Annotated in this window: 18 protein-coding genes; 6 read left to right on the top strand and 12 right to left on the bottom strand. The window is 69.5% G+C overall.

Features of this window, described 5'->3' with window-relative positions:
- Position 1: 1 nt before the first annotated feature.
- From mtoX to DA075_RS14620, 5 genes are all read right to left on the bottom strand, one after another.
- Positions 2-1,321 (bottom strand): methanethiol oxidase, encoded by a 1,320-nt coding sequence (mtoX, locus tag DA075_RS14640; protein WP_099953853.1) that lies wholly within the window; start codon positions 1,319-1,321, stop codon positions 2-4.
- 282 nt (positions 1,322-1,603) lie between these two features.
- Complete coding sequence (locus DA075_RS14635) at positions 1,604-2,428, bottom strand: carbohydrate ABC transporter permease (RefSeq protein ID WP_099953852.1); 825 nt, start codon at positions 2,426-2,428, stop codon at positions 1,604-1,606.
- On the bottom strand, positions 2,425-3,354 hold the full coding sequence (locus tag DA075_RS14630) for a carbohydrate ABC transporter permease (protein WP_099953851.1): 930 nt from the start codon (positions 3,352-3,354) through the stop codon (positions 2,425-2,427). Before DA075_RS14630 ends, DA075_RS14635 begins: the two co-directional genes overlap by 4 nt.
- Complete coding sequence (locus DA075_RS14625; RefSeq protein WP_099953850.1) at positions 3,354-4,691, bottom strand: ABC transporter substrate-binding protein; 1,338 nt, start codon at positions 4,689-4,691, stop codon at positions 3,354-3,356. The genes DA075_RS14630 and DA075_RS14625 overlap by 1 nt, the downstream gene beginning before the upstream one ends.
- 178 nt (positions 4,692-4,869) lie before the next feature.
- Positions 4,870-6,018, bottom strand: coding sequence for a sensor histidine kinase (locus DA075_RS14620; RefSeq protein WP_099953849.1), 1,149 nt, complete (start codon positions 6,016-6,018; stop codon positions 4,870-4,872).
- A 220-nt stretch (positions 6,019-6,238) separates the two neighbouring features.
- Between DA075_RS14620 and DA075_RS14615 the strand changes: the two genes are divergently transcribed.
- Entirely contained in the window at positions 6,239-6,448 is a 210-nt protein-coding gene (locus DA075_RS14615) for a hypothetical protein (protein ID WP_099953848.1), read from the top strand.
- Between the two features lie 4 nt (positions 6,449-6,452).
- On the opposite strand, the gene DA075_RS14610 is transcribed toward DA075_RS14615, so the two are convergent.
- Positions 6,453-6,839 carry a winged helix-turn-helix transcriptional regulator gene (locus tag DA075_RS14610; RefSeq protein WP_099953847.1) on the bottom strand — a complete coding sequence of 129 codons (387 nt, stop codon included), beginning with the start codon at positions 6,837-6,839 and terminating at the stop codon, positions 6,453-6,455.
- Positions 6,840-6,936: 97 nt separating this feature from the next.
- On the opposite strand from DA075_RS14610, the gene DA075_RS14605 reads away from it, so the two are divergent.
- Positions 6,937-7,953, top strand: a complete 1,017-nt coding sequence (locus tag DA075_RS14605) for a zinc-binding alcohol dehydrogenase family protein (RefSeq protein WP_099953846.1) — start codon at positions 6,937-6,939, stop codon at positions 7,951-7,953.
- A 158-nt stretch (positions 7,954-8,111) separates the two neighbouring features.
- Here the strand turns inward: DA075_RS14605 and DA075_RS14600 are convergent, their stop codons facing one another.
- The 5 genes from DA075_RS14600 to DA075_RS14580 all read right to left on the bottom strand — a co-directional run bounded on the left by DA075_RS14600 (position 8,112) and on the right by DA075_RS14580 (position 11,093).
- Entirely contained in the window at positions 8,112-8,546 is a 435-nt protein-coding gene (locus DA075_RS14600; RefSeq protein ID WP_232388257.1) for a hypothetical protein, read from the bottom strand.
- 25 nt (positions 8,547-8,571) lie between these two features.
- Positions 8,572-8,928 (bottom strand): hypothetical protein, encoded by a 357-nt coding sequence (locus DA075_RS14595; protein ID WP_099953845.1) that lies wholly within the window; start codon positions 8,926-8,928, stop codon positions 8,572-8,574.
- Between the two features lie 103 nt (positions 8,929-9,031).
- Positions 9,032-9,247: a hypothetical protein gene (locus tag DA075_RS14590; RefSeq protein WP_099953844.1), complete on the bottom strand. Its 216-nt coding sequence runs from the start codon at positions 9,245-9,247 to the stop codon at positions 9,032-9,034.
- Positions 9,248-9,385: 138 nt separating this feature from the next.
- Complete coding sequence (locus DA075_RS14585; protein ID WP_099953843.1) at positions 9,386-10,606, bottom strand: LL-diaminopimelate aminotransferase; 1,221 nt, start codon at positions 10,604-10,606, stop codon at positions 9,386-9,388.
- A 100-nt stretch (positions 10,607-10,706) separates the two neighbouring features.
- Complete coding sequence (locus DA075_RS14580; RefSeq protein ID WP_232388259.1) at positions 10,707-11,093, bottom strand: hypothetical protein; 387 nt, start codon at positions 11,091-11,093, stop codon at positions 10,707-10,709.
- Positions 11,094-11,238: 145 nt separating this feature from the next.
- On the opposite strand from DA075_RS14580, the gene phaC reads away from it, so the two are divergent.
- Positions 11,239-13,035, top strand: coding sequence for a class I poly(R)-hydroxyalkanoic acid synthase (gene phaC, locus DA075_RS14575; RefSeq protein ID WP_099953842.1), 1,797 nt, complete (start codon positions 11,239-11,241; stop codon positions 13,033-13,035).
- 181 nt (positions 13,036-13,216) lie between these two features.
- On the opposite strand, the gene DA075_RS14570 is transcribed toward phaC, so the two are convergent.
- Positions 13,217-14,515, bottom strand: a complete 1,299-nt coding sequence (locus DA075_RS14570; protein WP_099953841.1) for an OmpP1/FadL family transporter — start codon at positions 14,513-14,515, stop codon at positions 13,217-13,219.
- Positions 14,516-14,902: 387 nt separating this feature from the next.
- On the opposite strand from DA075_RS14570, the gene DA075_RS14565 reads away from it, so the two are divergent.
- The 3 genes from DA075_RS14565 (at position 14,903) to DA075_RS14555 (ending at position 17,066) form a co-directional block, all read left to right on the top strand.
- A complete protein-coding gene (locus DA075_RS14565) occupies positions 14,903-15,787 on the top strand; it encodes a fumarylacetoacetate hydrolase family protein (RefSeq protein ID WP_099953840.1) in 885 nt (294 codons plus the stop codon).
- A 65-nt stretch (positions 15,788-15,852) separates the two neighbouring features.
- Entirely contained in the window at positions 15,853-16,479 is a 627-nt protein-coding gene (locus DA075_RS14560; RefSeq protein WP_099956596.1) for a response regulator, read from the top strand.
- Between the two features lie 221 nt (positions 16,480-16,700).
- On the top strand, positions 16,701-17,066 hold the full coding sequence (locus DA075_RS14555) for a septal ring lytic transglycosylase RlpA family protein (protein ID WP_099953839.1): 366 nt from the start codon (positions 16,701-16,703) through the stop codon (positions 17,064-17,066).
- The last annotated feature ends 13 nt before the right edge of the window (positions 17,067-17,079 follow it).

Raw genomic sequence — 17,079 nt, 5'->3', positions numbered from 1 at the left:
GTCACGGCCCGTAGAGCGAGGCGGCGCCGAACGCCATCATGTGCGGTCGCCCGAGCCGCTCGGCCGTGAAGTCGATCGCGAAGCGCGGCGACAGTTCCTTGCCGTTCCACGTATAGGCCTTGAGGAACTGCTCGTTCTCCGCCCCTGTCTTGTCCCAGTTCGCCAGGAGCGAGCTGGTGTAGTAGATCCGTTTGCCGTCCCAGCTCTGCGAGACCATGTTGAGCTGCGCGCCGATCTTTTTCTCGTAGATCTGCCGCGGCCGGTCGGGATCGGAGACGTCGAAGACGCGGGTGGTGCCGTCCATGAAGGTGTCGACGAACAGCGTGCGGTCATCGGCCGAGAGGCTGATGTCGACGGGCACCGGCAGGCGCGCCGGGTCGCCGATCTCGGCCACCGGCTTGGCGCTCCAGGCGCCGGCTTCGTCCTCCCGCACCAGCCAGAGCTTCGAGGTCAGGGCGGTCGAGGTGAAGGCGTAGGTGTGCTGCGGTCCCCAGGCCCAGCGGATCTCCAGCGGCACCCCGGGCACGCTCAGCACGGTGCGGGGCTTGCGGGCGTGGAAGTCCCACAGCACCATCGTCTGCCCGAACCGCTTCATCGCCTCGCCGTCCTTCATCAGGTCGCCGAGGGGGCGCATATAGTTCTCGAGCCCGGTGAAGGACGAGGTGAGCATGGCGTTGCGGCGCGGCAGCACGCGGGCGTCGTAGCCGTAGCCGTCCGCCTCGGCCTCGATCCGCGCCCCGTTCGGCTCGGCATCGGTCGGCAGCCAGTGCGTCGCGAGGTAGTCGCCCTCGTTCGAGTACTCGACGAGCGCCGCCCGGCCGGTGCCGTTCCGGTTCGACAGGCTCGGGATCAGCATGCGGCCGGGCAGCGCGTAGGCGCCGTGCGGGCCGGCCGCGCCGCCGCTTCTCTCGACGAAATCGCCGATCACCTTGACGAGCCGGGGCTTGGCCGGATCGCTCGCGACGTCGAAGATGAAGATCCGGCTGTCCGACAGGCCGGCGGCCCAGAAGTGACGCCGGTCGTCGGTGAAGCCGCCGTGATGCGCCTCGTGCCGGCCGCCGACCGGAGCGGCATGGATCGGCTTGCCGAAGGTGGGGGACGATTCACGGGCATCGACCGTGACGAGCTTGTCCGAACCGTCGCCCACCCCTTCGACCCCGAGGGTCCAGACATAGACGAAGTCCTCGATGCCGGTGATCTTCGCCATGTAGGGCGATTGGCAGGTCTCGTCGGCCTGCGCCGGCGCCGCGGCCAGCAGGGATGTGGCGGCGCACAGCATGAGGGCGATCCGGCGGCGTGGGGTTGCGCGGTTTCCCGGCATGGACACCTCCTCTCGCACGCATGACCGATGTCGCCGCGGGTCTGCCGGTCGTGGCTTGACTGTTCACGACTACGCCATGCGCGGCATGGTTCCGATCATCAGACCATCCATGCTTCGCCTGTTCGGACCGCCTGTCAATCGATTGGATCAGTCCAGCGCGGCTCCCTCGACACGCCACCGTGAGAGCAGGTGCTCAAACAGGCCCTCGGGACGAGGTCGAGGGTGGGATGACGGGGCCGGGTGGTTCGAGCAGGCTCGGTCGGGGATCGGGACGACACCCCCTCACCCCCCCTTCACCGCCCCCGCCGTCAGCCCGGCGACGATCTGGCGCTGGGCGAACACCGTCAGCACCAGGACCGGCAGGGTGACGATGAGCGCCGCCGCGGCGAGCGGTCCCCAGCTCAGCTGATCGAACGAGATCATGTTGTAGACCGCGACCGGCAGGGTGCGGGTCTCGCGCCCGGCGAGCACGATGCCGAACACGAAGTTGTTCCAGGAGAAGATCACCGCCAGGATCATCGCGACCGCGATGCCGGGCTTGGCGATCGGCAGCGCGACGTAGCGAAACACCTGCCAGCGGCTCGCCCCGTCGATGACGGCGGCTTCCTCCAGCTCCATCGGCGTGGTCTCGAAATAGCCGATCATGATCCAGATCACGATCGGCACCGTGACGACGAGATGGATGATGATCTGTGGCCAGAGCGTGCCGAGGAGCCCGAGCCACTGGAACAGCAGGAAGAGTGGGATGAGGTAGGACAGGCCCGGCGTGATGCGGGCGACCAGGATCACGACCGCGGCCTTGGCGGCCTTCATCCGGGCGATGCCGTAGCCGGCGGGCACCCCGACGAGGAGCGCTAGCCCCGTGGCGGTGCCGGTCACCAGCAGGCTGTTGAGGAAGTAGGTCGAGAACCGGTTCGACTCGAGCACGTCGACGTAATTCTTCCAGGCGAAGCGCTCGGGGATGAGGATCGGCGGATAGGCGGCATTGTCGATCTCGTACTTGACCGAGAGCGACAGCATCCAGACGAAGAACAGGATCACCGGCGAGACGATCACCAGGACGGCGAAGAGCAGGGCGGCCTGCTTGAGGAGCCAGCGGAGACTCATCCGACCGCCCCTTGCGTGCGCTTGCGGACCACCAGCAGGGCGGCGGCCAGCGCGATGATGAGGAGAAAGAACACCACGGCGATCGCCGAGCCGTAGCCGACGTCGTAATACGCGAAGGCGACGCTGTAGAGGTAGATGTTGATCGTCTCCGAGGCCGTGCCGGGCCCGCCCTGGGTGATCGCGAAGATGATGTCGAAGCTCTTCACCGCGTCGATCATCCGGATCATCGCGGCGACGAACAGGAACGGCGCGACCAGCGGCAGGGTGATGTGGCGGAACACTTGCCAGAGCGAGGCGCCGTCGATCTGCGCGCTCTCATAGGGCTCGGTCGGCAGGGCCGCGAGGCCGCCGAGCACGATCAGCATCACGAGCGGCGTCCACTGCCAGGTCTCGACCAGCACCAGCGACGGGATCACCGTCGCGGGGTGGAACACCCAGAGCTGGGGCGGGATGCCGACCAGCGACAGCAGGTAGTTCAGCACCCCGAGCTGGGGGTGGAACATCATGGTCCAGACGAGCGCGATGGCGACGGGGGTCGCCATCATCGGCAGGATGAACACGCCGCGCAGGAAGCCGCGCAAGGGGAACCTGGCGTGGAACACGCAGGCCGCCAGCGTGCCGAGGATCAGGGGCAGCACCACCGAGAGCGCGGTATAGACCAGGGTCTGCCACACCGCGTCGAGGAAGCGCGGATCGGTGGGAAGCCTCGCGTAGTTCGACAGGCCGACGAAGGCCGGGTCGGCCCCGACCTTCCACTCGTGCAGGCTCATCCACAGGGTGAAGGCCCAGGGGAAGACGATCACCCCGACGACGACGACCAGGGCCGGCACCACGAAGGGCCAGTAGCCCGGCGGGCGCCAGCGGGAAGCCGGCGCCTCGGTAGGCGCCAGCGCGACGGTCGATGGCGCGAGGCCGGCCCGGGCCATCAGGCTTTCTCGCTGCGCTCGAGGATGGGCCGGTACTGCTCGGCCGCCTTCTTCAGCTCGGTCGCCGGGTCGGCTCCCGACAAGGTGGCGGTGACGGCGGAGCCGACGATGTCGCGGAACTCCGCCACCGGCACCACCACCGGCAGGCCGAGCTTGCTGATCTTCGCCGAGCCGATCACCGAATCGAGCCACTCGCGCGGCATCTTCACGCCCTGCTGCACCTCGGCGTCGCTGAGGATCGAGTCGCGGAACGGCACGCCGCCGCCGGCCTGGAGCAGGCGCGCGCCCATCAGCTTCGAGACCGCCCACTGGCAGTAGAGGTAGCCCGCCTCCTTCTTGGTGCTCGCCGCCGCGACGCCGATGCCGTCGCCGTAGGTGGCGGAGGCGTGGTCCTTCGGACCCTTCGGCACCACCGCGTACCCGACCTTGCCGACGACGCGGGAGGCGTTCGGATCCTCCAGCGGCGGCGCCCAGCCGACGCCGTCGAGCCACATCGCCGCCCTCCCCTGCGTGAAGGCCGCCATCGACTCCATCCAGTTGAATCCGACGACGCCGGGGGGCGCGGTCTTGGTCAGGAGGCGCTGATAGAGCTTCGTCGCCTCGACGGCCTCCGGGCCGTCGATCAGGAGGTTGCCCTTGTCGTCGAGGAAGCGGCCGCCATAGGCGAGGAAGAACGCGCCCCACAGCGCCATGTTGGCGTTGCGCAGGCCCCGTCCGACGAAGCCGTAGGTGCTGGCCTTCGGGTCGGTCAGGGTCTCGGCCGCCCGCATCATGTCGTCGAAGGTTTCGGGATAAGCGACGTTCTTCTTCTGGAACAGCTCCTTGTTCCAGTACAGGATGAAGTAGTCGACCGAGAGCGGCAGCGAGCGCATCTCGCCGTTCGGCGTCTTGGCGTATTGCAGGCCGGCCGCGCTGAAATCGGCCTCCTTCAGCGTCGGCTCGGTCAGATTCGGGTCCTTGAGGAACCCCGATAGGTCGGCGAGCCAGCCGGCCTTGTCGAACTGGCGCTTCTGCACGTGATAGCTCAGGTGGACCACGTCGAAGCTCGGCCGGCCGGAGGTCAGCTCGATGACGATCTTCTGGCGCTGCTGCTGCTCGGGGATCACCTCGGAGGAGACCTTGATCCCGGTGAGCGCGGTGAACTCGGCGGCATGGCGCTGGAGCAGGTCGCCCCGCGGCCCCTTGATCAGGTTGACCTCGAGGGTGGTGCCGGCATGGCGCTTCCAGTCCACGGCCGCGAAGGCCGGGCGTGCGCCCATGAGACCGAGGCCGGCCGCGGCGGCGCCGGATGCCAGGATGCGGCGGCGGGAAGGCCCACCGCGAGAGAACTCGCCCATCGTTTCCACCCTTGACGATCCGCCCGGATCTGATGCCGGGGCTTGTTCGATTCGGGGCCGGTTCTCCGACCCCGTCGCTCCGCGTCAGCGGCAGCGCTGCCGCCGGAGCCTAGTGCAAGAGGCGCGGCCGTGGGAAGCGGATCACCGGGGCGAACCCGGAAAAATCCGCGGCCGGCGGCTACGGCTCGGTGAGGGTCAGCGTCAGGGCGAAGCAGGCGCCGTTCGTCCCCGACACCGCGAGGTCGCCGCCGAGCTGGCGGGCGAGCCCGTGGATCACCCGCATGCCGAGGCTGCGGCGCGCCGCGCCGGTGTCGAACCCCTCCGGCAGGCCGATGCCGTCATCCGAGACGCTGAGGCGCACACGGCCCTCGCCCGAAGGCACCGCCTCGACCCGCACCGGGCCGTCGCCGCCCGGATAGGCGTACTTGATCGCGTTGGTGACGAGCTCGTTGACGAAGAGCCCGAGCGGGATCGCGAGATCGGCCGGGATCGGCATCGCGGGGGCCGCGCAGGTGATGGCGTGGCCGGGCGCGCTCTCGCGCAGCTTCTCGCACAGGCTGCCGAGGAAGCCCGACAGCTCCACCGCGGCGAGGTCGGGCTGGCGCCAGAGCTGGTCGTGCACCTGCGCCACCGCCTCGACCCGCGAGCGGGCATCGGTCAGGGCGTCGCGGGCCTGCTGGTTCTCGGTGGTGCGGGCCTGGAGCGAGAGCAGGCCCGCCACCGTCGCGAGGCTGTTCTTCACCCGGTGGCTCATCTCGCGGGTGAGCAGCTCCTGCCGGTCGAGGGCGGCCTGGAGCCGGGCCTCCGCGCGCTGGCGCTCGATGGCGCCGCCGAGCAGGTTGGCGAAGCCCTGCATGAAGGCGATGTCGGCCTCGTCGAACTGGCCCTCGCGGGTATCGTCGACCTCGAGCACGCCGAAATCGCCCTCGCGGTTGCGGATCAGCACGTTCAGCGCCCGGCGCACGCCGTGATCGGCCATCAGCTGCGGGGTGCGGAAGCGGCGCTCGTTCTCGAGGTGATTGGAGATCACCGGCTGCCCGGTCTTGAGGGCGTAGCCCGCCGGCGAGGCGAGGTCGGCCCCGACGAGCGCCTTGCCGACGACGTTCGGGCCCCAGCCGACGCCCGCGATGACGAGCAGGGTGTCCTGGCCCGGCTTGTATTCCAGCGCCTTGCAGAACTGCGCCGACATCCCCTCCGCGCACAATTCGGTCGCGCGTTGCAGGAGCCGGCCGAGATCGTCGGCGCGCAGGGCCTCGACGCCGAACTCGGACAGGATCTTCTGCTGCTTCAGGCGATATTCGAGATCCGGACGGCTGAGCTCGGCCATCGTGATGGGTCCTGTCCTTTCCCTGCGCGAGCTGCGGGGCCTGTCCTGTCGCGGGCCCGCAGCGTGGCCGGTACCATTTCAGAGGGCTCACGTCTTCCGGGGCGGGTCAAGCACGCCGAACGGTCGAGCCGCAATGCCGCACAGCCTGTCGGCCCTGTCGGCGCCGGTCCGCCGCCCCATATTCCGTGGTGCAGTGCATCTAGAGCAGGAGCGCGGAGCCGTGCTGCGCCTCGTCGCCCTCGGGATCATCCTGTCCGCCGCCGTGACGATCCTGGTCGGCGTGCTGCGGCCGCCGGCCCTGCGGGCGCAAGCGGAGGAGAGCTATTGCCGCCCTCCCCTCAAATTCGCCGCCGGCGCCTGCGTGGCGCAATGCCCGGCCGGCTACGAGGATCGCGGCCGGGTCTGCAGCTTCCGCAGCCTGTCGCGCTGACCGGTCAGGCCGCGTCCACGTCCTGCGCCGCCTTCGGCGCGAGCGTCGCATGCGCGTCGCCCCAGGCCTTGAGCGCCCGGATCACCGGCTCGAGGCTGCGGCCGCGCCCGGTCAGGCGGTACTCCACCCGCGGCGGCACCTCGGCATAGACCGTCCGTCGGAGGAACCCGTCCGCCTCCAGCTCGCGCAGCTGGTTGGTCAGCATGCGCTGGGTCACGTTCGGCATCCGGCGGCGCAGCGCGTTGAACCGGAGCGCGTCCTCCGGCCCCGGCGCCTCGGCCATCAGGTGGTAGAGGATCACGCCCTTCCACTTGCCGTCGATCAATTGCAGCGTCGCCTCGACGGCGCAGCCCGGGCTGCAATCCAGGCTGCGGTGCCGGGTGCGGGCCATGACGGTATCCTTTTCGACACTATGAGCGCTTCATGTGCGTTCTTGCGCGAGCCGAGGGTAGCGGTCATCTCAGGCCACGTCATCAAGGAGCCCGCTGATGCGCGCCGTCGGTTACCAGACCTCCCTGCCGATCGAGGACGAGGCCGCCCTCCAGGACATCACCCTGCCCCGCCCGGAGCCCACGGGGCGCGACCTCCTGGTCGAGGTCCGGGCGGTGTCGGTGAACCCCGTCGACACCAAGGTGCGCCGCCGCGCCGCCCCGGAAGCCGGCGGCTGGAAGGTGCTGGGCTGGGACGCCGCCGGCATCGTCGTGGCCGCCGGCCCGGAGGCGACGCGGTTCCGCCCCGGCGACGCCGTGTTCTATGCCGGCGCCCTGGAGCGCCCCGGCACCAATGCCGAGTTCCACCTCGTCGACGAGCGCATCGTCGGCCACAAGCCCGCCTCGCTCTCGTTCGCCGAGGCCGCCGCCCTGCCGCTCACCGCGATCACCGCCTGGGAGACGCTGTTCGACCGGCTGGACGTGCGCAAGGCCGTGCCGGGGGCTGCGAAGGCCGTGCTGATCGTCGGCGGGGCGGGCGGCGTCGGCTCGATCGCGACCCAGCTCGCGCGCCAGCTCACGGATCTCACCGTCATCACCACCGCATCGCGGCCCGAGACCCAAGCTTGGAGCCGCGACCTCGGCGCCCACCACGTGGTCGATCACGGGGCATCGCTCGCAGCCCAAATGGCCGATCTCGGCCTCGGCGCCCCGGGCCTCGTCTTCTCGACCACCCACACCGACACGCATCTCCCGGCTTTGGTCGAGCTGATGGCGCCGCAGGGGCGGCTCGCGCTGATCGACGATCCGGCGACGCTCGACGTGTCGCTCCTCAAGCGCAAGAGCCTGTCGCTGCACTGGGAATTCATGTTCACCCGGCCGATGTTCGGCACCGCCGACATCGCGGCGCAGGGCGGGCTGCTGGACGAGGTGGCGCGGCTGGTCGAGGCCGGGCGGCTGCGCACCACGCTGGCCGACCATTTCGGCCCGATCACCGCCGCGAACCTGCGCCGGGCGCACGCGCTCCTCGAGAGCGGGCGGGCGAAGGGGAAGATCGTGCTGGAGGGGTTTGCCTGAGCGGCATTCGCGCGCAGCCCAGCCGAGCGATGGCGGCGTGGATCGGGTAGACGATTCAAGCCCGCAGGGTCATCCCGGGGCTCGGCGCGGCCGAGAGCCCGGGATGCGAGAACCCGGAATGACGGCGAAGATTTGCCGAAGATCCCTGATGCCGGTTCTTAACGCATCACCTGCCGATGAGCCTGGTACATCTTCGCTCTGGCGTGATGCCGGTGCTTCACCCGCACCGCCCGCGCCCGCGGCGCGTAGCCGGGCCCGCCGTAAGACCTCGCCGGCGCGTAGCCGTCGCCGGGCGTTTGATACTGATAGCCGCGGACCGGGCGCATCGGGGCCTGGATCGCGTCGTAGGGCCCGTGCCCGGTCCGCGCCCGGTAGGCCGCACCGGCGAAGTCGCCCGGGGTCGGCGGCGTGCCTGGCTGCGAGAAGCTGGTCTCGGGCCGGTAGGCCGGGCCCCAGCCGATCTCGTCGTCGCCGGCCGGGTCCCGGCCCGGGAAACCGGTGACATAGCCGACGCTCTGGGCCGCGGCGGGCAGCATCGTGGCGAGGGTGGCGAGACCGGCGAGGAGGCCCGCCGCGAGGTGGCGCGCGCGCATGGACGTGTCCTTCCGAGTTCGAGGGTCAGTAGGCCCGGCTGCCGAGGACGTAATCGGCCATGCGGTGTGGGCGGTTCAGCGGGCCTTCGCTCACGCTGTCGTTGTAGTAGCCGAACCCGGTCGGCCCGAAGGCGCCGCCATTGGTGACGGCGGCGACAGGCACCGCGCGAATCGCCACGAGACCGGTCGGGCCGACCGGCAGCGGGCCGACGATCACGTCGGGAGAGACCTGCAGCACCGTAGGGCCGGGTGCGGCGGCGCGATTGTAGATGTCCGGCCCGACGACCGGCGGGCGCACCCGCACCGCGAGGGGCGACTGCGCGAGGACGGGGCCCGAGAAGCAGGCCAGGGTGGCGAGCGGCAGGAGAAGACGGGTGACCACGCGGGCATCCTCTGTGACGGATGCCGGTCAACGCGCGGGGAGCGGCGCCCGGTTCCGGGGCGCGGCGTGCTGTCCGGGGTGGGGCGCGTGCCGGCCCCGACATTCACCCCTTGGTGCGGACCACGACCTCACGCTCGCGCTGCACCCGCTCGCAATCGGCCCAGTAGCCGTTGAGGAGCGCCGGGGTGGAGGAGCAGCGATAGGCGATGTCGGGGCTCGGGGCCGGGACGGGGTCGCGGGCGATGATCGGGTTCGGCGCGCAGGCAGCCGGCAGGGCGGCCGCGGCGGCGAGAACGACGAGCTTCAGCGAGCGACGCATCGGATACCCTAGGGTGGAGCGGAACCTTGGCCGCACCCTGACCCCGCGCGGTCCCCGGATCAACCCGGAGCCGGGCCGGGGAACGACAGGGAGCGCGATTGCATCTCCCCTGTCGCCCCCCGGCCACAAGTGACGACCTCAGCCGACCTTCTGCATCGGCACAACGTTGTGCAGCGTGCGGTCGGCGTTGTCGAAGAAGCGGCGGATGTTGCGGGCCGCCTGGCGGATGCGCTGCTCGTTCTCGACGAGGGCGATGCGCACGTAATCGTCGCCGTGCTCGCCGAAGCCGATGCCCGGCGCCACCGCCACGTCGGCCTTCTCGACCAGCAGCTTCGAGAATTCGAGGCTGCCGAGACCGCGGAAGCGCTCCGGGATCGGCACCCAGGCGAACATCGAGGCGGAGGGCACCGGGATGTCCCAGCCGGTCTTCTGGAACGCGTCGACCATCGCGTCGCGGCGGCGGCGATAGGTGGCGCGCATCTCGTGGATGCAGTCCTCCGGGCCGTTCAGCGCCGCCGTGGCGGCGACCTGGATCGGCGTGAAGGCGCCGTAATCGAGGTAGGACTTCACCCGCGTCAGCGCCGCGAGCAGCCGCTCGTTGCCGACCGCGAAGCCCATCCGCCAGCCGGCCATCGAGAAGGTCTTGGACAGGGAGGTGAACTCGACCGCGACGTCGATCGCGCCCGGCACCTGCAGCACGGAGGGCGGCGGGTTGTGGTCGTCGAAATAGACCTCCGCATAGGCGAGGTCGGAGAGCAGGATCAGCTCGTGCTTCTTCGCGAAGGCGACGAGGTCGCGATAGAAGTCGAGGGAGGCGACGTAAGCCGTCGGGTTCGACGGGTAGCAGACGACGAGCGCCACGGGCTTCGGGATCGAGTGCTGCATCGCCCGCTCGGCCGCCGGGAAGAAGGCCGGGGTCGGCTCGGCCGGGACCGAGCGGATCACGCCGCCCGCCATCAGGAAGCCGAAGGCGTGGATCGGGTAGCTCGGGTTGGGCACCAGCACCACGTCGCCGGGCGCCGTGATGGCCTGCGCCATGTTGGCGAAGCCCTCCTTGGAGCCGAGCGTCGCCACGACCTGGGTGTCGGGGTTGAGCGAGACGCCGAAGCGGCGCTGGTAGTAGTTCGCCTGGGCGCGGCGCAGGCCGGCGATGCCCTTCGAGGCAGAGTAGCGGTCGGTGCGCGGCTTGCCGGCGGTCTCCACCAGCTTCTCGATCACGTGGCGGGGCGCATCGAGGTCCGGGTTGCCCATGCCGAGATCGATGATGTCGGCGCCATTGGCGCGGGCGGCGGCCTTGATCCGGTTGACCTGCTCGAAGACGTAGGGGGGCAGTCGCTTGATGCGATGAAAATCGGTCATGGCCGGGTCCTGGATCGGCGCCGCCGCTGCGACGCGCGTGTCACACACGCTGTCTAGAGGGGTTTTCGGGGAAGAGGAAGTTCGGGTGCTCGGCGCGGCGTCACTCGGCCGGCGGGACTTTGGTGGAAGGGACTTGCGGCGGAGCCGGAGGCTTGACGGCGCCGCCGACCTTCGAGGCGTCGCGGCCCTTCGCCTCGTTGCGCTGGCGGCTGGCGTCGAGCTCGGCCTCGAGCGCCTTCACCCCGGCGGCCGACTTGGCGCGGGTTTCGCGAGGCGGGGCCGAGACGCCGACCGGCAGGAAGTCGCCGCCCTCGCGGCGGGTCTCTCTCACGAAATCGGGGGCGGCGACCTCCTTGGGGCCGAACCCGGCCGACTTGGCGGCGTCGCGGATGCCGGCGCCGTCGAGGACGCAACCACCGGTCGCGAGGCAGGTGAAGAGCGTTGCGGCCCGGGCGGCCTTGAGCGAAAGAGCGGGGAACGCGGGCATGACGTTTGGGGAACCTTGCGCGAGGGCACCGTGGCGGTGAGGAAACCCGGTCCGGTCATCTGGCGGAACCGGCGGTTTGCGACGATATTTTGTCGGAAAGGCGGCTTGCTACGGCGGACCGTCGACATGAGGGAGGAGAACGCGCGTGACATCTGAGAGGAGTACGGCGCCGGTTGCGGATGTGGAGGCCCTGTCGCGCAACGCGGGCCTGATGACCGAGCAGTTCAGCCGGGCGCTCGCCGCCTACGCCAAGCCCCTCGAGGAGGGCAAGCCGAACACGGCCCTGGCCGAATCGGTGACCGAGATGGTGCGCACGCTGGGCACCGTCGCCGAGAAGTGGTTCACCGATCCCCAGAAGGCGATGGAGGCCCAGTCCCTGATCGGCGGCCAGTTCATGGCCCTGTGGGGCTCGACCCTGCAGCGGATGCAGGGCGAGACGACGGTCACCCCCGTCGCCCTGCCCGATCCCAAGGACAAGCGCTTCGCCGCGCCCGAATGGACGACGAACCCGGTCTTCGACTTCCTGAAGCAGGGCTACCTGATCACCACCCGCTGGGCGGAGATCCTGGTCGACGAGGCCGAGGGGCTCGACCCGCATACCCGCGCCAAGGCGCAGTTCTACGTCCGGCAGATCTCGGGCGCGATGTCGCCGTCGAACTTCCTCGCCACCAACCCGGAGCTGATCCGCGAGACCTTCCGGGAGAACGGTGCCAACCTCGTGCGCGGCATGAAGATGCTGGCCGAGGACGTCGAGGCCGGCGGCGGCGAGCTGCGCGTGCGCCAGACCGATCCGGGCCAGTTCCAGGTCGGCGTCAACATGGCGAATACCCCGGGCGAGGTGGTATTCCGCAACGACCTGATCGAGCTGATCCAGTACGCGCCGCAGACCGACACCGTGCTCAAGCGTCCGCTGCTGATCGTCCCGCCGTGGATCAACAAATTTTACATCCTCGATCTGAACAAGGACAAGAGCTATATCGGCTGGGCGGTGCGCCAGGGCCTGACGGTGTTCGTGATCTCCTGGGTCAACCCGGATGCGCGCCACGCCAGCAAGGACTTCGAGAGCTACATGCGCGAGGGAATCTTCGCGGCTCTGGAGGCGATCGAGCGGGCGACCGGGGAGCGCCAGGTCTCGGCGGTGGGCTATTGCGTCGGCGGCACGCTGCTCGCCGTGACCCTCGCCTACATGGCGGCGGTCGGCGACGACCGCATCGCAAGCAGCACCTTCCTGACCACCCAGGTCGACTTCACCCATGCCGGCGACCTCAAGGTCTTCGTCGACGAGGGGCAGATCCGCTCGATCGAATCCGGCATGAAGGACCGCGGCTACCTCGAAGGTGCCAAGATGGCCAACGCCTTCAACATGCTGCGGCCGAACGACCTGATCTGGCCCTACGTCGTCAACAACTACCTGAAGGGCAAGGCGCCGCTGCCCTTCGACCTCCTGTACTGGAACTCCGACGCGACCCGGATGCCTGCCGCCAACCACTCGTTCTACCTGCGCAACTGCTACCTCGACAACAAGCTGTCGCGCGGCGAGATGGTGCTCGGCAACGTGCGCCTCGACCTCGGCAAGGTGACGGTCCCGGTCTTCAACCTCGCGACCAAGGAGGACCACATCGCCCCGGCCCTCTCGGTGTTCGAAGGCTGCCGCGCCTTCGGCGGCCCGGTCGATTACGTGCTGGCGGGGTCGGGCCACATCGCCGGCGTGGTCAACCCGCCGGCCAAGCCCAAATACCAGTACTGGACCGGCGGTCCCGCCCACGGCACGCTCCAGGACTGGATCGCCGCTGCGACCGAGCATCCGGGCTCGTGGTGGCCGTACTGGTTCTCCTGGCTCGAGCAGCAGAATGGCGAGCGGGTGCCGGCGCGCCAGCCCGGTGGCGGGGTGCTGCCCTCCCTCGGCCAGGCGCCCGGGACCTACGTGCTCGAGAAGGCCTGAGATGAGACGAGGCCCCCGGGAGGTTCTCCCGGGGGCCTCGTGCTCGAGGGTGTTTCAGGCGTCTCATACATCGCGCTTTCGCATCGCCACGTCGATGCGAAAGCGTCCGGCGCATCAGCGCCGGCGCCCATTCGGGTTTAGCCAGCGCCTTCGAACGAGTCCGTTCGAAGGCGCTGCGGCATCAGTACTTGCGCACCAGCGGCACCGCCACCGGAGCCGGGGCCGGCGGGGTGTCCCAGCGGTACTTCAGGCCGACCGAGACGATGTCGGCGCTGGGGTCGCTGGTGCCCAGGAAGGCGAGCGGCGGGGTGTAGAGCGGCTCGCCCGGCACGATCGCGATCCGGTTGCGGCCACCGACGGAGAACAGGTGCTGGTAGGAGACGTCGAACTGGATCTTCTCGTTGTAGCGGTAGCTGGCGCCGACCGAGGCGAAGTACCGGTCGCCGTCAGGCAGGCGGGTCGAGCGGTTCGAGACGTCGATCGGCGATTGCTCGTAGGCGAAGCCGACGCGGCCGGTCCATTGCGGGGTGAAGTCGTACTCGGCGCCGACCGAGTAGTAGAACCCGTTCTTGTAGTTCAGCGGCAGCGACGTCACCGGCCGGCCGAGCGCCAGCGAGACGATCGCCGGCGAGCCGAGGCGCGTCCAGTTGTCCCACTCGAAGCCGAAATTCAGGCGGAAGTCCCGGGTGATCGCCTGGGTCAGGCCGACCGAGACCTTCTCCGGGGTGTTCAGCGAGGCGCGGACCTGGCCGATGCCGTAGGCCGAGCCCTCGATCTGGTGGTTGATCGAGGAGCGGTAGCCGACGCCGACCGTGGTGCCCTCCGAGAGCCGCGCCACCACGCCGGCGGTGAAGCCCCAGCCCCAGTCGTCGCCCTTGATGAAGGCCGTCTGCGCGCCCGGGGTGATGCCGGTCGCCTGGCGCAAGGTGAGCTTGAAGTATTCGAGCACCGGCCCGGCCGCGACCGACAGCCAGTCGTTCACCTTGTAGCCGATCACCGGGTTGAAGTTCAGGGTAAAGATCTTCGACGAGCGGCTGTAGGTCTGGCCGGCCCAGACGTTGTCCGGCTTGGTGATGAGGCCGAACGGCGCGGCGCCGGACAGGCCGATGAACAGCCGGTCGTTGATCTGGTAGTTCGAGTAGGTCGCCGGCAGCACCGCCGCCTGGCCGATATCGCCCGAGCTGCCGAGCCCGATCAGCGGCGGGAAGGTGCCGGTCGTCGGCGTGATCGTGGCCGAGGGCGCCACCAGGGTCGCGTTGAAATCCGAGTTCCAGCCCGGCTTCATCGTCACGACGGCCGGGTTCCAGAACATCGACGACAGGCCGCCGGAACCGGAGGCCGCTCCCGCGAAGGCGAGACCCATCGCCTGGGCGCTCTGCTCGCGTAAGCCGAACGCCCCCGCCTGCGCAGCCCCGCTCGCCCCGGCCAGCAGCATCGCCGATGCGCCGGCCAGCAGCACCGCCCTCCTCGAACCCGTCATGACGTTACCTCGGCACCCATGTTTCCGTGCCGCGCGGCTTCAACAGCGCCCGCAGCTTGGGCGCAATGATGCGGCAGCAGGCAGGCGGCAGGCAATCCCGGCCTCGCGGCCTCAGTCTAACAACAATTTTTGTCGATAAATGCATCAAATACGCGGAATACTGTGCTTTCTCAGTCGATTTACGGAATTTTATCCGCTGATCAGGTCTGGTCTTGTACAAACGAAGACGTGCCCGACCGTCCTAGACCGCAGCGCCGACACCGTTTCGCCCCAGATGTGACGAAACTGCAACGGGCACAGCATCGCCGGGGCAGGCCCGCCGGGTTGCGGCGGCCCGGCGCCGGCGCCAATGTCCCGGCCCGCGTGGATCTGTTTCGGAGAGAACCAATGAAGCTTGTGCGCTGGGGCGAGAGCGGGGCGGAGAAACCAGGCCTCATCGACCAGGGCGGCGCGATCCGCGACCTGTCGGGCGTGATCCGCGACATCGCCAGCCCGACCCTCGCCGCCGACCTGATCGGGAACCTGCGCGGCATCGACCCCGCGACCCTGCCCGAGGTGCCGGCCGGCACGCGGCTCGGGCCGTGCGTCGGCCAGGTGCGCAACTTCATCGCCATCGGCCTGAACTACGCCGACCATGCCGCCGAGACCGGTTCGCCGATCCCGGCCGAGCCGATCATCTTCAACAAGGCGCCGTCCTGCATCGTCGGCCCGAACGACGACGTGATCCTGCCCAAGGGCTCGGCCAAGACCGACTGGGAGGTCGAACTCGCCATCGTGATCGGCAAGCGCGCGTCCTATGTCCATGCCAACGAGGCGCTGGACTACGTCGCGGGCTACTGCGTCTGCCACGACGTGTCCGAGCGCGAGTTCCAGCTCGAGCGCGGCGGCACCTGGACCAAGGGCAAGGGCTGCCCGACCTTCGGCCCCCTCGGCCCCTGGCTCGTCACCCCGGACGAGGTCGCCGACGTGCAGGATCTCGGGATGTGGCTCGACGTGAACGGCGAGCGGATGCAGACCGGCTCGACCCGTACGATGATCTTCGACTGCCGGCAGATCGTCTCCTACCTGTCGCATTTCATGCTGCTGGAGCCCGGCGACGTCATCACCACCGGCACGCCGCCCGGGGTCGGCATGGGCATGAAGCCGGCCCGCTTCCTGAAGGCCGGCGACGTCGTCACCCTCGGCATCGAAGGCCTGGGCGAGCAGCGCCAGACCATCGTCGCGTTCGACGACTGGACCGCCAAGGTGTCGGCCGGCCAGCCGACCAACTGACGCGAGCGGGCCCGCGACCCGATCGCGGGCCCCTTTGGGGAAGGCGACTTGCGAGGGGCGAGATGATGGACGTGCTCGTCGTCGACGACCACCCGATCGTGCTGCAGGGCTGCCGACGGGTGCTGGAGGATGCCGGGGTCGGGACCGTGCACGAGGCGACCGGCATCGCCGCGGGTTACCGCCGCTTCCGCCGCCACCGCCCCGATCTCGTGGTGGCGGATCTGACATTCCAGGGCGCGTCGCTGAGCGGCCTCGCGCTGATCCGTCGGATCCGCGCGGTCGCCCCGGGCACCCGCATCCTGGTCTTCAGCATGCACGACGACCCGGAGATCGCCGCCCGGGCGCTGGAGAGCGGGGCGGCGGGCTACGTGCTGAAGGACACCGCCTCGTCGGAGCTGCACCTGGCCTTCGAGCGGGTGCGGGACGGCGGCACCTACGTCGCGCCCTCGCTCGCCGCCGAGGTCGACCGCCTGCGGCGCGAGGCCCCTGCCGCGCCTCCCCTCACCCCGCGCGAGCGGCAGATCCTGGCGCGCCTCGGCGCCGGACGCCCGCACGGGGCGATCGCCGAGGAACTGGGCCTGAGCTACAAGACCATCGCCAATGCCTGCACGCAGCTGCGCCGCAAGCTCGGCGCCCGCACCCTCGCCGACCTGATCCGCATCGCCCTGCGGGACTCGGCGCGCAACGCCTGACCCGGCCGGGCCTGCCGAACCTTGGCCGCACCGCGGCGCGGGCGCCCCGCCGCCCGATCCGGGCCTTCCTTGCGAAAACAGTTAACCAATGTAAACCGCCGCAAACCACGCAATAAATATTGACGAGTATACGCGAGATTATCTTTATTTACACTGTTCCATAATGTCGCCTTCTTCAGTTCTATGTTGCGCCGCGTCAAGCAACAAAACGGGAATGCGAAATGGTTTCGAAGGCAAAGCTGGCGATCCTCGGTCTCGCAGCAGCGGGCGCCGTGGGAGTGACGTTACAAGCCAGCACGCCCGCCGAAGCCCAATCCGGTGCCGCCTCTTGGTACGGCCCCGGATTTCAGGGCCGGCGCACTGCGAATGGCGAGCGCTTCAACACGCACGCCCTCACGGCGGCTCATCGCCGCCTCCCCTTCGGCACCCGGGTTCGGGTCACCAACACGTCGAACGGCCGTTCGGTGGTGGTGCGCATCAACGATCGCGGCCCCTATGTCGGCGGCCGGGTGATCGACCTGTCCCAGGCCTCGGCCCGGGCGATCGGCCTGTCCGGCGTCGCCCGCGTGCGCCTCAGCCGCCTCTGAGCGGCGCCGCGGC

This window comes from Methylobacterium currus (genome assembly GCF_003058325.1).
Taxonomy (GTDB): domain Bacteria; phylum Pseudomonadota; class Alphaproteobacteria; order Rhizobiales; family Beijerinckiaceae; genus Methylobacterium; species Methylobacterium currus.
This window is presented reverse-complemented; position numbering and strand designations above follow the sequence as displayed.

Bases quoted from the DNA above. Each gene is read 5' to 3' on its own strand.
- mtoX (WP_099953853.1), bottom strand. From the start codon at position 1,321: ATGCCGGGAAACCGCGCAACCCCACGCCGCCGGATCGCCCTCATGCTG.
- DA075_RS14635 (WP_099953852.1), bottom strand. From the start codon at position 2,428: ATGAGTCTCCGCTGGCTCCTCAAGCAGGCCGCCCTGCTCTTCGCCGTC.
- DA075_RS14630 (WP_099953851.1), bottom strand. From the start codon at position 3,354: ATGGCCCGGGCCGGCCTCGCGCCATCGACCGTCGCGCTGGCGCCTACC.
- DA075_RS14625 (WP_099953850.1), bottom strand. From the start codon at position 4,691: ATGGGCGAGTTCTCTCGCGGTGGGCCTTCCCGCCGCCGCATCCTGGCA.
- DA075_RS14620 (WP_099953849.1), bottom strand. From the start codon at position 6,018: ATGGCCGAGCTCAGCCGTCCGGATCTCGAATATCGCCTGAAGCAGCAG.
- DA075_RS14610 (WP_099953847.1), bottom strand. From the start codon at position 6,839: ATGGCCCGCACCCGGCACCGCAGCCTGGATTGCAGCCCGGGCTGCGCC.
- DA075_RS14605 (WP_099953846.1), top strand. From the start codon at position 6,937: ATGCGCGCCGTCGGTTACCAGACCTCCCTGCCGATCGAGGACGAGGCC.
- DA075_RS14600 (WP_232388257.1), bottom strand. From the start codon at position 8,546: ATGCGCGCGCGCCACCTCGCGGCGGGCCTCCTCGCCGGTCTCGCCACC.
- DA075_RS14590 (WP_099953844.1), bottom strand. From the start codon at position 9,247: ATGCGTCGCTCGCTGAAGCTCGTCGTTCTCGCCGCCGCGGCCGCCCTG.
- DA075_RS14585 (WP_099953843.1), bottom strand. From the start codon at position 10,606: ATGACCGATTTTCATCGCATCAAGCGACTGCCCCCCTACGTCTTCGAG.
- DA075_RS14580 (WP_232388259.1), bottom strand. From the start codon at position 11,093: ATGCCCGCGTTCCCCGCTCTTTCGCTCAAGGCCGCCCGGGCCGCAACG.
- DA075_RS14570 (WP_099953841.1), bottom strand. From the start codon at position 14,515: ATGACGGGTTCGAGGAGGGCGGTGCTGCTGGCCGGCGCATCGGCGATG.
- DA075_RS14565 (WP_099953840.1), top strand. From the start codon at position 14,903: ATGAAGCTTGTGCGCTGGGGCGAGAGCGGGGCGGAGAAACCAGGCCTC.
- DA075_RS14560 (WP_099956596.1), top strand. From the start codon at position 15,853: ATGGACGTGCTCGTCGTCGACGACCACCCGATCGTGCTGCAGGGCTGC.
- DA075_RS14555 (WP_099953839.1), top strand. From the start codon at position 16,701: ATGGTTTCGAAGGCAAAGCTGGCGATCCTCGGTCTCGCAGCAGCGGGC.